Source organism: Streptomyces candidus (assembly GCF_014207445.1).
Taxonomy (GTDB): Bacteria; Actinomycetota; Actinomycetes; order Streptomycetales; family Streptomycetaceae; genus Streptomyces; species Streptomyces candidus.
This window is the reverse complement of the sequence record NZ_JACHEM010000023.1, coordinates 24,494-38,919: the sequence shown is the minus strand read 5'-3', so window position 1 is coordinate 38,919 and position 14,426 is coordinate 24,494. Positions and strand designations below refer to the sequence as shown.

The window sequence follows — 14,426 nt, the reverse complement described above, 5'->3', positions numbered from 1 at the left end:
CACGCGCATACCCCTTCGATCGCCAACAGGTCCGGGATGAACTGCCGCTGCAAGGGACCAGGAACCTGCTCATCCGCCTGACCACCCGAGCCTCAGGAAACTGAAGACGAACAGCCGAGGCGGGTACGGGAGCGTGAGAGCCGCACCGGCCTCTGAACGCGAAGACGGGGCGCCCTCGGGCTTCGCTGCCCATCAATGAAAGGCGAGCCCTGCGCCATCGTGCCGATCCCCGCCGTGGCCTGGCTGACAGCAACTACGCGACTCTCCAGTCCCAGTTGCGGCAGCCTGTCTGACGCACCAAGGCACGCGGGACCTGGCGGCGCTGCGCGGGACGGTCCGCCGCCCGTGAAGGCGGCGGACCGTCGAGGCGGCACCCGCGGGAGTCAGCGCTGTAGCGGGCACTTCAGCTCACGGTGTGGACACGACGATCAAGATTGACTCGAAGACGCGTGACCAGCTCGCGGCCCTCGCGGAGGCCCGCGGCACCACCATGCGGGCCCTGATCGAGGACTTCGCGGCCTCCTCCCTCACCCCCCACCAGCTCAGGGACCGCGCCGAGCGCACCCGGGCCTTCCTGGAGTCCGAGTTCGGCCACCGCCTCAGCGACGAAGACAACAGCACCCTGCGTGCACGGATGAGCGAGGCGCACGCTGCCCACCGTGACAGCCTGCGCAGCGCCGGCGTCAGCGACGCCGCGTGAATCTCGAGCACTACGTCCTGGACGCCGACTACGCGGCCTCCCACGCGATCGCCGAACTCCACCGCCGGGGCGTCCCTTCGGAACCGGCGCCGCCGTGCACGGCGCACGCCCCACCCTCGCCCGGCCCGACGGCGCACTCGTCGCCACCGTGAACCCCCAGGCTTACCCCGGGCTCGGCGTGCCCGTACTCGACCTCAACCGCTGACACCCCCATCTGCGACCGTCTCGCTGGCGCGCGGCTGCATTCCTTTCCAGCCGTGATGCCCAAGGCGTCGTCGCATACCACGCGCTGTGTGGCGCGTCTGGGGAGCGGACGCGCGTCGCAACCCGGTTCATCGGCCGTAACGCGCGCTGAGCCATGCCGCCTGGGCTGCTCTATGAGGCCAGCCCAAGGTGAAGCCGGCCTGGTATGCGCGTTCGTAGTCGATCGGACTTTTCGAAGTCGCACACGCTCTGTGGCCGACGGACTTTGTAGAAGTCGGTGATTCGAGTGGCGATCCTGATGCGGGCCTCGGCACGGGTACGGAAGCGGTGGCGGTGGCGGTGGACGTATTCGACGGTGCGTATGCTGCTGAGCGCCGCGCTCACCACGTTGTTGCAACAAGGCCCAACTCGACCTACGGATCGGGGACCCCACAGCTTGAGGCAGGGATGGCGAACTCTCGTAGGGGTGTGCAACTTGCGCTCGGTGTGGAAGATTATGCCCGCCGCCACCGCAGATCACCGCGCGGACGCTCGGGGCCCCGACCCTGTGCCATCGGGGTACCCCGATGGCCGGGCGGCCGCTGGCCGTTGTCCTCGCCGAGCTGTGTGATTCTGCGGACTGAACCGGTGCCGTCGTCGACCTCGTCGACCGTGCCTTGACCACCAGACAAGGAGCGGACGACTGATGAGCCGCAAGGCTTGCATAACCGAATGGCATCCGGAAGACGAGGTCTTCTGGGAGCGGACCGGCCGCCGGGTCGCGCGCCGCAACCTGTGGCTCTCGGTGCTGTCCGAGCACATCGGCTTCTCTGTATGGAGCATGTGGTCGGTGCTCGTGCTGTTCATGTCCCCGGAGATCGGCTTCGACTTCACCAAGGCGGAGAAGTTCCTCCTGGTGGTCACGCCTACCCTGGTCGGTGCCGTCCTGCGACTTCCGTACAGTAGTGCCGTGGCTCGCTTCGGCGGCCGCAACTGGACGGTGTTCGCCTCCGGCGTGCTGCTCGTCCCCTGCACCCTGTCCGCGTACTTCGTGCAGCGGCCCGGCACCCCACTGTGGGTTTTCCTGCTGATCGGCGCGCTCGCCGGGGTCGGTGGCGGCAACTTCGCCTCCTCGATGACCAACATCACCCGCTTCTACCCGCAGCGGCACCAGGGCTGGGCGCTGGGCCTCAACGCAGGTGGCGGCAATCTGGGCGTGGCCTTCGTCCAGCTGCTGGGGCTCCTGGTCATCGCCACCGCGGGCAGCGCCCACCCCTCATACGTCGCCGCCGTGTATCTCCCGCTGATCGCCTGCGTCACAGTGCTGGCCGCGGTGAAGATGGACAACCTGGCTACCGTGGACAGAGCACGCGGCGCACTGCGCGAGGCAGCCGCCCACCCGGACACTTGGTGGATCTCCCTGCTGTACGTCGGTACTTTCGGCTCCTTCATCGGCTATGGCTTCGCCTTCGGGCTGGTGCTCCAGAACCAGTTCGACTCCACTGCGCTGGAGGCTGCCTCCGCGATCTTCGTCGGTCCACTGCTCGGCTCGCTGTCGCGGCCCCTGGGCGGCTGGCTCGCCGACCGCTACGGCGGTGCCCGCGTCACCCTGTGGAACTTCCTCGGGATGAGTGTCGGTACCGCCGTCCTCCTCACGGCTTCCCTCCAAGGCTCGTTCGCGCTGTTCGTCGCCGCCTTCACGTTGCTGTTCGTGCTCACCGGACTGGGCAACGGCTCCACGTACAAAATGATCCCGGCCGTGCACGCCGCCGAGGCCGAGCGGGCCGTCGCCGACGGCCACGACACCGGGGCCGCCTACGCCCGTGCCCGGCGGCGCTCCGGCGCGGTCATCGGCATCGCCGGTGCCATCGGGGCCCTCGGCGGGGTCGCCATCAACCTGGCCTTCCGTATCGCGTACGGCAGTTGGGGTTCCGGAACCGTGGCCTTCGCGGTGTTCCTCGGCTACTACGGGCTGTGCATGCTGCTCGTGTGGGCCGTCTACCTGCGGCCGCGGCCCGAGCCCGTCCTCGCCGAAGTACCCCGGTCGGCCCGGCAGCGGAGCATCGTCCGTGTCTGAGGCAGCACTGGGCGATACCGCCACGCACTGCCCGTACTGCGCCCTCCAGTGCGGGACTCTGCTGACCGCGACCGGGCCGGAAGCGGCCGATGTTGCAGCGGCCAGCGTCCCGGCAGCGGTCCCGGCAGCCGACTTCCCGGCCGTGGCCGTTCGCCCCGACCCCGATTTCCCCGTCAACCTGGGCGGGCTGTGCCAGAAAGGCTGGACCGCACCCGAGCTACTCGGCGTGGCGGACCGGCTGCGCGTCCCCCTCGTGCACGGCCGCCCGGCGAGCTGGGACGAGGCGCTGGACGTGGTCGCCGCCGGGCTGCGCCGCGTACAGGAGCGGCACGGCAAGGACGCCACCGCCGTCTTCGGCAGCGGCTCGCTGACCAACGAAAAGGCGTACCTGCTGGGCAAGTTCGCCCGGGTCGCCCTCGGCACCAGCCAGATCGACTACAACGGCCGCTTCTGCATGTCCTCGGCTGCCGCCGCCAGCAACGCGGCCTTCGGGATCGACCGCGGCCTGCCCTTCCCTGTCACCGACCTCGGCTCCGCCGACGTCGTGCTCATCGCGGGCGGCAACCCGGCCGAGACCATGCCACCGCTCATGCGGCACCTGGAACACCCCCGGCTGATCGTCATCGACCCGCGCCGCACCCGGACCGCCGCGCAGGCCGCCCTGCACCTCCAGCCCGCCCCCGGCACCGACCTCGCGCTCGCCTTGGGCCTGCTGCACGTCGTCGTCGCGGAGGGCCTCACCGACGCCGCGTACATCGGGCAGCGCACCCACGGTTTCGAAGCCGCCTGGAGCCGGGCCCTGTCCTGGTGGCCCGAGCACACCGAACGCGTCACCGGCGTGCCCGCCGTGCTGCTGCGAGAGGCAGCCCGGATGCTCGCCGGCGCGGACCGCGCGTACATCCTGACCGGCCGCGGTGCAGAGCAGCACAGCAAGGGGACGGACACCGTGGCCGCCTTCGTCAACCTCGCCCTCGCCCTGGGCCTGCCCGGCCGTGTGGGGAGCGGCTTCGGCTGCCTCACCGGGCAGGGCAACGGCCAGGGCGGCCGCGAACTCGGCCAGAAGGCCGACCAGCTGCCTGGCTACCGCAGCATTGCGGACCCCGCCGCGCGCGCCCACGTCGCCGCGGTCTGGGGCGTCGACCCGGCCTCGCTGCCCGGCCCGGGCCGCAGTGCCGTCGAACTGCTCGGCGCGCTCGGCCGCGACGTCCATGCCCTGCTCGTCTTCGGGTCGAACCCGGTGGTCTCGGCCCCCGACGCGGGCCGGGTTCGGGAACGGCTGTCCGCTCTGGAGCTGCTGGTCGTCTCGGACTTCGTACCGTCGGAGACGGCGGCTCTAGCGGACGTCGTGCTGCCGGTGGCCCAGTGGGCCGAGGAGGAGGGCACCATGACCAGCCTGGAGGGCAGAGTGCTGCGGCGGCGCCGCGCATTGACCCCGCCGCCGGGAGTCCGCACCGACCTGGAGGTGCTGTCCGCGCTGGCCGGCAGGCTCGGATTCGACGAGGCCGCCTTCCCCGCGTCGCCGCCAGCCGTCTTCGAGGAGCTGCGCGCCGCCACCCGCGGCGGCCGCGCCGACTACTCCGGGATCAGCTACGCGCGCCTGGAGACGGGCGAGGCACTGTACTGGCCCTGTCCCGAGGGCTCACCGGGCACCCCGCGGCTCTTCCTGGACCGCTTCGCCCACCCGGACGGCCGGGCTGTCTTCGCGCCGGTGGACCACCGCGACGCCGCCGAACTTCCCAGCGACCTCTACCCGTTGCTCGCAACGACCGGCCGGGTGCTGGCCCAGTACCAGTCCGGCGCACAGACCCGCCGGATACCTGCCCTGGTCAAGGCCTCCGGTGCCGAGTGCTTCGTCGAGGTCCACCCCGATACGGCGGAGCGTGCCGGGCTCGCGGACGGCGACCGCGCCTGGGTCCGCTCGGTCCGCGGCAACACGCAGGCCGTGGTCCGTTACGAGGGCTCCCTGCGCCCGGACACCGTGTTCCTCCCCTTCCACTTCGCGGCCGAAGGCAGCGCCAATCTGCTGACCAACCCGGCCCTGGACCCCGTCTCGCGGATGCCTGAATTCAAGGTGTGCGCGGTACGGCTGGAGGCGGTGGGTACCCGATGACGCGCACCGTGATCGTGGGCAACGGCCGTTCGGGACGGGCGTACGCCGCCCGGCTCGCGGAGCGGGGCGACAGCGGACCGCTGGACCTGCTGGGCGCCGAGCCCGGACCGGTCCTCCCCCGGGCCTTGTTGTCGTCCGTACTCTCCGGCGAACTCCCGCCACACCTGCTGCGGTCGCCGCCGCTACCACCCCCCGTGACCGAGTATGCCGGAGTCCCTGTGACCAGCGTGGACCGCCGTCGGCGCGTGGTGGTCCGGGCCGACGGGCGGGAGTTCCCGTACGACCGTTTGGTGCTGGCCACCGGCTCGGTGCCGAGCCTGCCGTCGATAGCGGGCCCGGCCGGGGCGCGGTCCGAAGGGGTCGCCGTTCTACGGTCGGCCGCCGACGTGGCGCGGATACCGCCCGGCACCGCCGTGGTGCTGGGCGGTGGCCCGCTCGCCGTCGAGGCCGCCTTCGCGCTGCGCCGGGCGGGCCGCACCGAGGTGGCGCTCGTCCACCGCGGGCCGTGGCTCCTCGACCGGCACCTGCCAGAGCGGGCGGGCCGGGCCCTGGCGGGCCGGCTGTCCGCCGCCGGTGTCGAAGTCCACCTGGAACAGCGGGCGGAGTCCTACCACCGGGCCAAACTCGCCCTCGCCGACGGACGGGTGCTGTCCGCCGACGCCCTCCTGCCGTGCACCGGCACCCTCCCGGAGAGCCGGCTGGCCCGCGAGGCCGGGCTCCCCGTGCGCACCGGCGTCCTCACTGACCCCGCGGGCCGCACCACCGACTCCGCCATCCACGCGATCGGCTCGTGTGTCGAGCCGCTGCGCCCCCGCCCAGGCGGTTCCCTGCTGCGGCTGCGGGCCGACGGCGAGGGACTGCTCTCCTTCGGCAGCCTGGCGGACGCCGAGGAGAGCGTGGTCCTCACCGACCCGGCCCGCCACCGTTACGCCGCACTCGCGTTGCGCGCAGGCCGGGTGGCCGGGGCCGCGATCATCGGCTTCCCGCACGCCGTGGCCGCCGTTACCGGGCTCCACGACAGCGGCGCCCCCGCACCCCGCGACCTGCTGCCCCTGCTGCTCGGCAGCCCGGCAGTGCTTCCGACCGTCGCAGACCCGCTGGACGCGGTGCTGTGCCATTGCAACAACGTTACCGGCCACCGGGTGGCCGCCGCCTGGCGTCAGGGCGCCCAAGACCTGCCTGCCCTTGTCCGCGCCACCCGCGCGACCACCGGCTGCGGCGGATGCGCGGACGAGGTGCGCGCCCTGTACGCCGTGCTCAAGGCCGAACGGAGCGATACATGACCCGGAACCTGGTCGTCGTGGGACACGGCATGGTCGGCCACCACCTGGTGGCCGAGGTTCGCGCCCGCGACAAGGACGGGGCCTGGCGGATCACCGCGCACGGAGAGGAAGGACGACCCGCGTACGACCGGGTCGCCCTGTCTTCGTATGCGCACGGCTGCGACCCGGCGGCCACCCTCACCCTGCCCCGAGAAGCCCTTGCGGGCGCGGACATCCATCTGGGCGCCACCGTCACGGCCGTCGACTGTGCCCGGCGGACGGTACGGTGCGCCGACGGACGGGAGTTCCCCTACGACGCCCTGGTCCTTGCCACCGGCTCCCGCCCCTTCATACCGCCCGTCCCCGGGCACGACCTGCCCGGCTGTCACGTCTACCGCACGATTGAGGACGTCGATGCCATCCGGGCCGCCGCCCGGCCCGGCCGCCCAGCCGTCGTCATCGGCGGGGGCCTGCTCGGCCTGGAGGCCGCCAGCGCCCTGCACGCGCTCGGCATGCGCACCGAGGTCGTCGAGCGGTCCCCGTGGCTGATGGCCCTCCATGTCGACGCGGGTGGCGGGGCCGTGCTGAGCCGCCGGATCGCCGCCCTCGGCATCGGCGTGCACTGCGACGCCGCCGTCGAGTCCGTGGACGCCGGCGCCGACGGTGCGGTCAGCGCCGTCACTCTGACGGGCCCCGGGCCACTCCCTGCGGACCTTGTGGTGTTCGCCGCCGGGGTCCGGCCCCGCGATGAACTGGCCTCCGCGGCCGGCCTGGCCCTGGCGGAAGGCGGCGGGATCCTCACCGACCGGCAGTGCCGCACCTCGGCCCCCGCCGTTTGGGCCGTCGGCGATTGCGCGGCCGTCGAGGGCCGCTGCCACGGCATGGTGGCCCCGGGTCGCAGGATGGCCGACGCGGTCGCCGCCCAGCTGACTGGCGATCCCGCCGCCGCGTTCCCGGGCGCCGATGGCGCCGCCCGGCTGAAGCTGCTGGGCGTGGAGGTGGCCGGCTTCGGCGACGTCCACGGTCGGACGCCGGGCGCGCTGGAGTTCGTACGCCATGACCACCGCACGGACGCGTACGCGAAGCTGACCCTGGCCGCGGATGCACGCACCGTGCTCGGCGCAGTCCTGTCCGGCGATACGCACGCCTACCCCGCCCTGCACGCCCTGCACGGCCGCCCGCTGACTGCCTCGGCGGACCGGCTGCTGCATGCCCCCTGAACCGAAGCCAGCGCCTGGTCACGGACAATGGCGCGCCCGTGCAGGACCGGGCTGAGGGCGGTGGCCGAGGCGCCGAGGAACCAGGCCAGGCGTCCGTGGGCGTGGGCCCTGGTGCTGCGAGGCATCCACAGCTGCCGGCATGGGTCTCGCACCGGGCATGATGAGCGGCATGGTCACTGAGGGGAACACGGGCTTCACGCTGCCGCGGGGTGCGACAGGCTTCTTCGTACCGAAGGACGGCCCCCTTCCGAAGACCGGCCTGCGGGCGCTCCGGGCCGCTTTGTACGCCGCTGCCCGAGGAATCGGAGGCCAAGTGGGCGAGATCGAGGGCCAGGAGTATCCCCTGTCCTTCCATACCGCGTCGGTCCGTCGATCGCACTGGTGAGAGCGTCATCCCGTGTCACGCCCATCACCCCTGGATTGCCGTCGCTCAAGAACGCCGAAACTGGTACGCAGCATGCCCGGTCGGCCGAACGCGGCCAGCGCAGCCTCGGAGGCGGTACGGAACGCCTCGATGTGATCCTCGCCCAGGTGGTCGGCGGTCGCATCGGTGCGGGGAGTTCCCTCGGCCAAGCCTGCCCACACAAGGTTCTTCCAGACCAGGTGGTTGAGCAGGGCACGCACATCCCAGTCGGCACACGGCGTCGCCCGGTCGAACTGGCCCGGGTCCACGGAAGAGACCAAGGTGTTCACGGTGCGCAGGACTTCGCGGCAGGCGTTCAGCACGCCTGCCGGTTCCCACACCTCGGCGCCGGTGTCCTACATTTCGCCGAGTTCCGCGGCGCGTGCTCCGGGCTCGGTATTGGTGCTCAGCGCGGTCATCAGCCACTCTCCGGCCGCTGCCATGCTGGGCCGGACCGGCCAGCCGTTGATGAGGCACAGCAGTTGCCAGTACCGCTCGACGTGTACGTCGGAGGCGATCTCAAGCTGTTCCCGCAGTGCGCTCCTGGCCTGCGCGCCGTCCGTATGCGGTGCACGGGGCAGCGAAGCCTGCGTGGGAATCCAGGCGGCCACGGTCTCGGCGACGATAGCGTCGGCTGCTGGTTGTCCCGCACGGGGTCCCCGTCGCCCGTACCTTCCTAGATCGTGCCGCTCCACGCCCGGCGGTTCTCCCGTCGGCGCACATGGCCGCGCCAGCCCGCGAGCAGCGTCATGCCCGTCCATGCGGCGACTCCCGTGACGAGGCCGCCGAGCCTGCCTTCGGGGTCGACGTCCGCGGCGTCCTCCAGCGGGACGGCGCCTTCCGGGTCGCGGAGGATGTCGATGCGGTCGCCCACCCGGTAACTGGGGTTGCTCCCCCGGTACTCGAGGGTCTCGTCGAGTTCACCGCCCCGCCCGACCAGTGTGAACCGGTGGTTCTTGCTCGCCGTTCCCGCCGCGCTGTCCGCGGTGATCGTGACGGTCTCCCGGACGCCACGTCGGTCGAGCGCCGCCTCGGGGGCGTACTGGACGGACCCGACGAGAACGAAGAGCGCGGGGACCACGGAGAGAACGGCGAGCCACCACGCCCTGTGGAGCAGCCGCAGCACGATCACGAAGACCAGGCAGCCGAGCACGCCCGCCGCGATCGGGATGAAGTCCATGCCCAGCGTGACGTAGGCGAGTCCGGTGTTGGCGGCGGCGATCCCCCAGGCAACCAGCAGCACCCAGAGCGTGGCGAGTACGGACGCCCCGGCACTCCTTCCCGTGCGCTGCCCACCTGCGGCAGACACTCCGGCCCCGGCCGCGTCCCCGACGCCGTCCGCCTCGGGCGCGTTCACCCTCTGATCGCTCATCCGCGCAGCATACGAGGCGGCCGGAACGCCGTGCACACGTAGCCCGGGGCTGTCAGTGGCGTGTGCCAAGGTGCCGTACATGACGACCGCACCCGACGGAGCCCGGTCCCACCCGCGCACGCCGACGAACACACCATGCTGACGGCCTGGCTGGACTTCCACCGATCCACTTTGGCGCTGAAGTGCGCGGGCCTCGACGACACGCAGGCGCGCAGGACGGCCGTAATGACCTCGTCCATGACGATGAACGGGCTGGTCCAGCACCGGGCGGAGATCGAGCGGAACTGGTTCAGCCGCGTGTTCGCCGGCGAAGACGTGGCGCTGCTGTTCGGGGACCACGGCAGGTTCGGATTCACCCTCGACCCGGACCGGACCCTCGAAGAGGCGCTGGCCACCTGGCGCACGGAGGTGGAACGCAGCCGTGAGCTGATCGCCGGCGCTCCGCTCGACGCCCGCGGCCGGCTGTCGGAGGAGAACGCACCCTCGTTGGCACGATTACCGTCGACGAGCCGGGAATGCCCTGGCAGCGTGGACGGTTCCCCCAGAACCTGCCTTCAGACAGTCCAGGCCCCGGTTCGACGAAAGCAACGAGAGCGCGCCTGGTTCCGTTGGGACGAGGCCCCAGCAACAAGTTGCAGCTCGAGCTCAGCCAAGGGCGAACGGGTCGTTGCTGCCCAACTGCCCTCTCTGGTCCGTGAACAGCCCTTCCGGTGGGATGTTGACCGGCAGCGGCTCCTGTCTTTCGTGGCCGTCGAGGCAGCGGCCGAACGGGCCTGTGACCGGGTCCATCAGGGCCCGCAGGTTCGGGTCCGCGTGATGGAGCCACCAGTTCGACATGCCCAGGGCAGGGTCGAAGCGCAAGTTTTCCCAGGCCCGCCAGATCGAGTCCAGCCGGGACAGCGCCTGGGCATGAGCGAACCAATCCGGACACCAGACCCGCCCGGAGCCGGGAGCGGGGCGGGGAATGAAGTAAATGAGGCGGTCGGTGACGAATTCATGGACGTTCGCGTAGAAGAGCTCTGCCGGGCGGGCGGCGTTCTCCTCGTCGCGCCGGATGTCGTCGAGCGACTCGTCCCGCTCCTCTGCACGTGGTTCCGTCATGGCGTCATGCTCCTCTGCGCACTTGTGCCTCGAACGCCTCGTCGTGGCGGCCGATGCGGTCCAGCACCCTGGCGAGCAGAGTGACGGCCGAATTCAGGCCGGCGTGGGCCCCGGCCTGATGCGGGTCCTGATCGGCCAGCTCCCGAAAGATGCGGGCGGCCCGCCGGGCCGGTTCCACCGCCCGGACGGCCCGGCTCCAATCGTGCCGGCCGCACAGGCTCACCGCGTGGGCCAACTGGTGGAGGAGCATGGCGTTCTGCGCCGGTGACCGGCCAGGACGATCGGTCAGCTCCCGGCACGGCTTCTCGGCCGCGCATACGGTGCGCCAGGCCGCCTCAGTGTGCCCGGCCATCGCCTGCGCCTCGGCCAGCCGCAGCAGGTCGTAGCAGAGGGGCTGCTCCTGGCCCTCGGGGTCCGCGACGAGCAGCTCGCGCCGAAGGCGTACCGCGTGTTCCGCGACCGGTACGCAGTCGCGGAAGCGGCTCGTTCTCAGCAACGCCCTTGTCAGTTCCGCGCAGGTGTCGGCGAGGCCCGCCTCGTACCGCGCATCCCGGGCAGCCAGCTCCACACGCAGCTCGTACGCCTCCCGCAGCGCGGGAACCGCCCGATCGGCCGTCACCGAGGACCTCGCGTAGCTGGTGCCGAGGTCATGCAGGCAGATGGCCAGCCACTCGCGCCCCTCTTCGCTGCCGCGGGACATTCGGCGGTGGTGCGGCAGGGCCTGGCGCAGCAGGATGCGCTCCGCGATGGGACGGCCGTGCTTCCAGTACAGGTAGGAACCGTCGTGGAGGCTGGTGGCATATCCCTCCGCGTAGAGGCTCGGGGCGTACTCGCTGAGGCGTCGCCGGATGGCAAGCGCCTGGCCGAGGGGAGCGGCCGCCTCGGTCGGGCGGCCGAGGGCGTCGTAGGCGCGCGCGAGATCCAGAGCGGTTCCCGACTGTGCGTTCAGGTTGCTCGCGTCGAGCGGCAGTGGGGCGTTCGCGTAGATCTCGAGGGCCTCTTCGAAGCCCTCGGCCGCCGCCGCGTCGTCGCCGGTGCGCTCGTGGAAGGTGGCGAGCACGCTGACCGAATGGGCCAGGCCGGGCACCGCGACGCCGTGCGGGTCGCGCGCCAGGGTCCTGCGGTGCTCGATGGCCTCCTGGATGCACTCCCGCGCCGCCGCGTCGTCCCCTTCCTGGGACAGTCCCAGGGCGAGGTTGTGCAGGGTCTGCGCCAGGGTGGAGCGGTGGACCGCGGGAAGTTCCCCGGCCAGCGGGCGCAGCAGTCCGATCGCTTCCCGTTCCAGCGCCATGGCCTCGCCACGGGGCCGCGAGGCGGTGCCGTAGTCGACGGCGAGGCCCATCAGAGCGCGCGCGAGATCGGCGGTGTACGCGTCGGGGTTCTCTTCCGCCAGCCGGCGAGAGGCCTGCACCGCCTCCTCGCCCAGCGCCAGTGCCTCCGGATGCCGCCGCAGGCGCCAGAGGTTCGTGCCCCGCTCCGTCAGTGCCCTGACGAGCAGCAGCGGGTCCAGTTCGGGGTGCCGGCGCCGGGACACCAGTGCGCGGGCGCGCCGGACCGCCTCCTCGGTGTGGTCGTCGGACCGGGCGGTCTGGTCGAAGGGCATCGCGCCCGGGTCGAGCTGCCAGACCGCCTGTGACTGGTTGATGAGTGCCCGCACGAGTCCGCGCTCGCGCTTCTCCCCCTCCTCACCGTCCTCCTGGGCAAGCGCGCGGAACAGGTTCAACGCCCGGTCGCCGGCGTCGTACGCCTCCATGAGACGCCCGGTCATGCGGCAGGCGTGCGACAGCACCAGCAGCGAGTCGGCCCACTCCGTGCGGTGCGTCAGCGACCCGCCGTCCGCCAGCCCCTCGCGGAGCGCTGCGGCCGCGGCGGCGGCCTCCCGGGCGCCCTGCCATTCGCCGACCGCCCGGTGCCGCTCGGCCAGGTTGTGCAGCGCCCAGGCACGGTCGCGTCGTGCCTGGGGGGTGTCTCCAGTGGCGTGACACAGACGGCTCAGTTCGCGGGCGACATCGAGTGCGTGGTCGCGCAGCACGTGCGACTGCTCCGGCAGTGCGTCCGAGTGTGCCCGCAGCACGGTGGCGGTCAGCGGCGCATAGGCGGGGACGGACCGCAGCGCCTCTCGCAGCAGCTCCATGACGGTGTGTGCCGTGGCCGCACGGCCCTGGTTGGTGTGGGCCACCGCGGACCGGGCCAGCACGGTGAGGGTCTGCACCCGCTGGTGGTCCGGGGCCCGGCCGAACAGTCTCCGGAGCAGCCCCCTGTCGGCGACGATCTGCTGCGAGGCGTGGTACTCCGCCAGCCGGTCCGGTTCCAGCCGGCCCCAATGACGGCCCTCGGGCGGCGGATACAGGTCGCGCAGCCAGGCGGTGATGTCCGTGAGATGTCCCGGCGGTTCGCCGGGCAGCAGCCGTTCGATGGTCGCCCGGGCCTCGTGCTCGTCGTGTGCGGGACACAGCACGGCCGCCGCCACCGCCGGTTCGAGGAGTTTCGTCCCCCGGGGTCCCATGCCCCACCCGTCGGCGGTTTCCTGCCAGTACGTCCTCTCGTGGTCCAGGAGTTCGTCCTCGAGGGTTCTGCCGTCCCGCTGGGTCGGCCGGACATGGCGCAGCAGCGCGGCCAGCGCCTCCATCTGCACCATCAGTGCTGTCTGCACGCCGGGGCCTGCCACGGGACGGGCGGCCACGACGGCGTCGGCGAGAGCGGGCCAGTCGACGTCCGGGCCGCCGACCACCGCCGCCAGGTGGCGGGAGATGTCGCGGACCGCCGTCCGGAACGCCTCCTGCTGGTCGGTGGCGCCGGGGCTGAGCGCGTGCAGTCTGGTCTCGGGCAGGGCGCCGGTCGCCCGGGTCTGCCAAGAGCCGAGCGACCGGGCGAGCAGCAGCAGGCGTACCGGATGCCGGGCCTCCCTGGTCTGCTCCCGCAGCTTCCTGACCAGTTCGGGCCGGGTCTCGGCGTAGTCGACGACCAGCAGCAACGGGTACTGGACCGTGCGCAGCGCGTGCAGGTCGCGGGGCTCGTGGGAGACCTGTCCGACCACCCAGCCCCGGTCCCGCATCCGCGCCATCAGCTGCCGGGCCAGACGGGTCTTGCCCTGCCCGCCCGGAGCGGTGAGCACCCGGACAGCGAGGGGACCGTACGGATCCGTCAGGCACCACTCCTCAAGGTCGGCGAGTGTGTCCTGCCTGCCGTGGAACGAGACGACCTCGGCGTCGGCCCGCAGCAGCATGATGGGGGACAGCACATTCCGTCTGGGCGGCGCCGGCTCCAACAGGCCTACGAACTCGGCCGCTTCGAGCCGCGGGTCGACGCCGGTCGCCGCGCGGACGACCGCACGGAAGTCGGCACAGGCCAGCAGGTCATCGCTGCGGGTGTAGCTCAGCCGCGTGCCCTGACGGGGCAGGCGGTCCGCGCGCACCACTCCCAGCAGCAGCTTCTCGCCGAACAGGAAGACGGCCGCGCCCGACATTCCGGACCAGGGGGTGGTGCTCGCGGCCTTCTCGGCGCCGAGCCCTGAGACGTCGGTCTGCAACAGCCCGATGTCGTCGAGGATCTCGAACTTCGCGCCTCCGTGCGGCCTGACCCGGCCGACCAGCGCCGTCTGGTTCCGGCGGCTCGTGGTTCGCTCCTGCCGGGGGAATCCGGTGGCGGTGGCCCGCATCTCGGTGCCGCCCGTCACACACCGGCCCCAGCGTTGCGGGTGGCGGTACGGGGCACCGCGCAGCGTTGTTGGCGTCGGCCAGTCCCGGGCGGTTCGGGGGATCTCCAGCAGGGCGGCGTCCACGATCTCGTCGTGCCGTCGCCACCGCACCCGAGCGGGGAACGCTCCGGTGTCGTCCGGAAGGGACACCGTGATGTCGGCGGGCTCGTCGGGTGGCAGCAGGTGCGCGGAGGTCAGGACGAGCCGGGGTGCGATCAGGTATCCGCTGCCGAAGGTCTTCTCCGAGGGGGAGCCCAAAGTTTCGCTGCGGACCTGGACGACCTGCTGCTGCTCCATGAAC

Annotated in this window: 10 protein-coding genes and 1 pseudogene; 6 read left to right on the top strand and 5 right to left on the bottom strand. The window is 71.9% G+C overall.

Features of this window, described 5'->3' with window-relative positions:
- Positions 1-415 precede the first annotated feature (415 nt).
- The 5 genes from HNQ79_RS29645 (at position 416) to HNQ79_RS29625 (ending at position 7,552) form a co-directional block, all read left to right on the top strand.
- On the top strand, positions 416-700 hold the full coding sequence (locus HNQ79_RS29645) for a hypothetical protein (protein ID WP_185036070.1): 285 nt from the start codon (positions 416-418) through the stop codon (positions 698-700).
- 889 nt (positions 701-1,589) lie between these two features.
- Positions 1,590-2,960: a nitrate/nitrite transporter gene (locus HNQ79_RS29640; protein ID WP_185036069.1), complete on the top strand. Its 1,371-nt coding sequence runs from the start codon at positions 1,590-1,592 to the stop codon at positions 2,958-2,960.
- A complete protein-coding gene (locus tag HNQ79_RS29635) occupies positions 2,953-5,070 on the top strand; it encodes a molybdopterin oxidoreductase family protein (RefSeq protein WP_185036068.1) in 2,118 nt (705 codons plus the stop codon). The genes HNQ79_RS29640 and HNQ79_RS29635 overlap by 8 nt, the downstream gene beginning before the upstream one ends.
- The gene (locus HNQ79_RS29630) at positions 5,067-6,353 is read left to right on the top strand and encodes an FAD-dependent oxidoreductase (protein ID WP_185036067.1); all 1,287 of its coding nucleotides are present in this window, start codon (positions 5,067-5,069) and stop codon (positions 6,351-6,353) included. The genes HNQ79_RS29635 and HNQ79_RS29630 overlap by 4 nt, the downstream gene beginning before the upstream one ends.
- On the top strand, positions 6,350-7,552 hold the full coding sequence (locus HNQ79_RS29625) for an NAD(P)/FAD-dependent oxidoreductase (protein WP_185036066.1): 1,203 nt from the start codon (positions 6,350-6,352) through the stop codon (positions 7,550-7,552). Before HNQ79_RS29630 ends, HNQ79_RS29625 begins: the two co-directional genes overlap by 4 nt.
- A 390-nt stretch (positions 7,553-7,942) precedes the next feature.
- Here the strand turns inward: HNQ79_RS29625 and HNQ79_RS29620 are convergent, their stop codons facing one another.
- From HNQ79_RS29620 to HNQ79_RS29610, 3 genes are all read right to left on the bottom strand, one after another.
- Positions 7,943-8,278, bottom strand: coding sequence for a maleylpyruvate isomerase family mycothiol-dependent enzyme (locus tag HNQ79_RS29620; RefSeq protein WP_185036065.1), 336 nt, complete (start codon positions 8,276-8,278; stop codon positions 7,943-7,945).
- 33 nt (positions 8,279-8,311) lie between these two features.
- Positions 8,312-8,566: a hypothetical protein gene (locus HNQ79_RS29615; protein ID WP_185036064.1), complete on the bottom strand. Its 255-nt coding sequence runs from the start codon at positions 8,564-8,566 to the stop codon at positions 8,312-8,314.
- Positions 8,567-8,631: 65 nt separating this feature from the next.
- Positions 8,632-9,327 (bottom strand): hypothetical protein, encoded by a 696-nt coding sequence (locus HNQ79_RS29610; RefSeq protein WP_221508292.1) that lies wholly within the window; start codon positions 9,325-9,327, stop codon positions 8,632-8,634.
- Between the two features lie 135 nt (positions 9,328-9,462).
- On the opposite strand from HNQ79_RS29610, the pseudogene HNQ79_RS29605 reads away from it, so the two are divergent.
- Positions 9,463-9,738 (top strand): annotated as a pseudogene (locus HNQ79_RS29605) (mycothiol transferase); the annotation flags it as partial.
- A 234-nt stretch (positions 9,739-9,972) separates the two neighbouring features.
- On the opposite strand, the gene HNQ79_RS29600 reads toward HNQ79_RS29605, so the two are convergent.
- Entirely contained in the window at positions 9,973-10,428 is a 456-nt protein-coding gene (locus tag HNQ79_RS29600) for a DUF4913 domain-containing protein (RefSeq protein ID WP_185036063.1), read from the bottom strand.
- A 4-nt stretch (positions 10,429-10,432) separates the two neighbouring features.
- A complete protein-coding gene (locus tag HNQ79_RS29595; protein ID WP_185036062.1) occupies positions 10,433-14,422 on the bottom strand; it encodes a S1 family peptidase in 3,990 nt (1,329 codons plus the stop codon).
- Positions 14,423-14,426 lie beyond the last annotated feature (4 nt).

What these genes read in the sequence shown, in the direction of transcription:
- HNQ79_RS29610 (WP_221508292.1), bottom strand. Translation starts at nt 9,327, where the DNA reads ATGAGCGATCAGAGGGTGAACGCGCCCGAGGCGGACGGCGTCGGGGAC.
- HNQ79_RS29640 (WP_185036069.1), top strand. Translation starts at nt 1,590, where the DNA reads ATGAGCCGCAAGGCTTGCATAACCGAATGGCATCCGGAAGACGAGGTC.
- HNQ79_RS29595 (WP_185036062.1), bottom strand. Translation starts at nt 14,422, where the DNA reads ATGGAGCAGCAGCAGGTCGTCCAGGTCCGCAGCGAAACTTTGGGCTCC.
- HNQ79_RS29630 (WP_185036067.1), top strand. Translation starts at nt 5,067, where the DNA reads ATGACGCGCACCGTGATCGTGGGCAACGGCCGTTCGGGACGGGCGTAC.
- HNQ79_RS29625 (WP_185036066.1), top strand. Translation starts at nt 6,350, where the DNA reads ATGACCCGGAACCTGGTCGTCGTGGGACACGGCATGGTCGGCCACCAC.
- HNQ79_RS29600 (WP_185036063.1), bottom strand. Translation starts at nt 10,428, where the DNA reads ATGACGGAACCACGTGCAGAGGAGCGGGACGAGTCGCTCGACGACATC.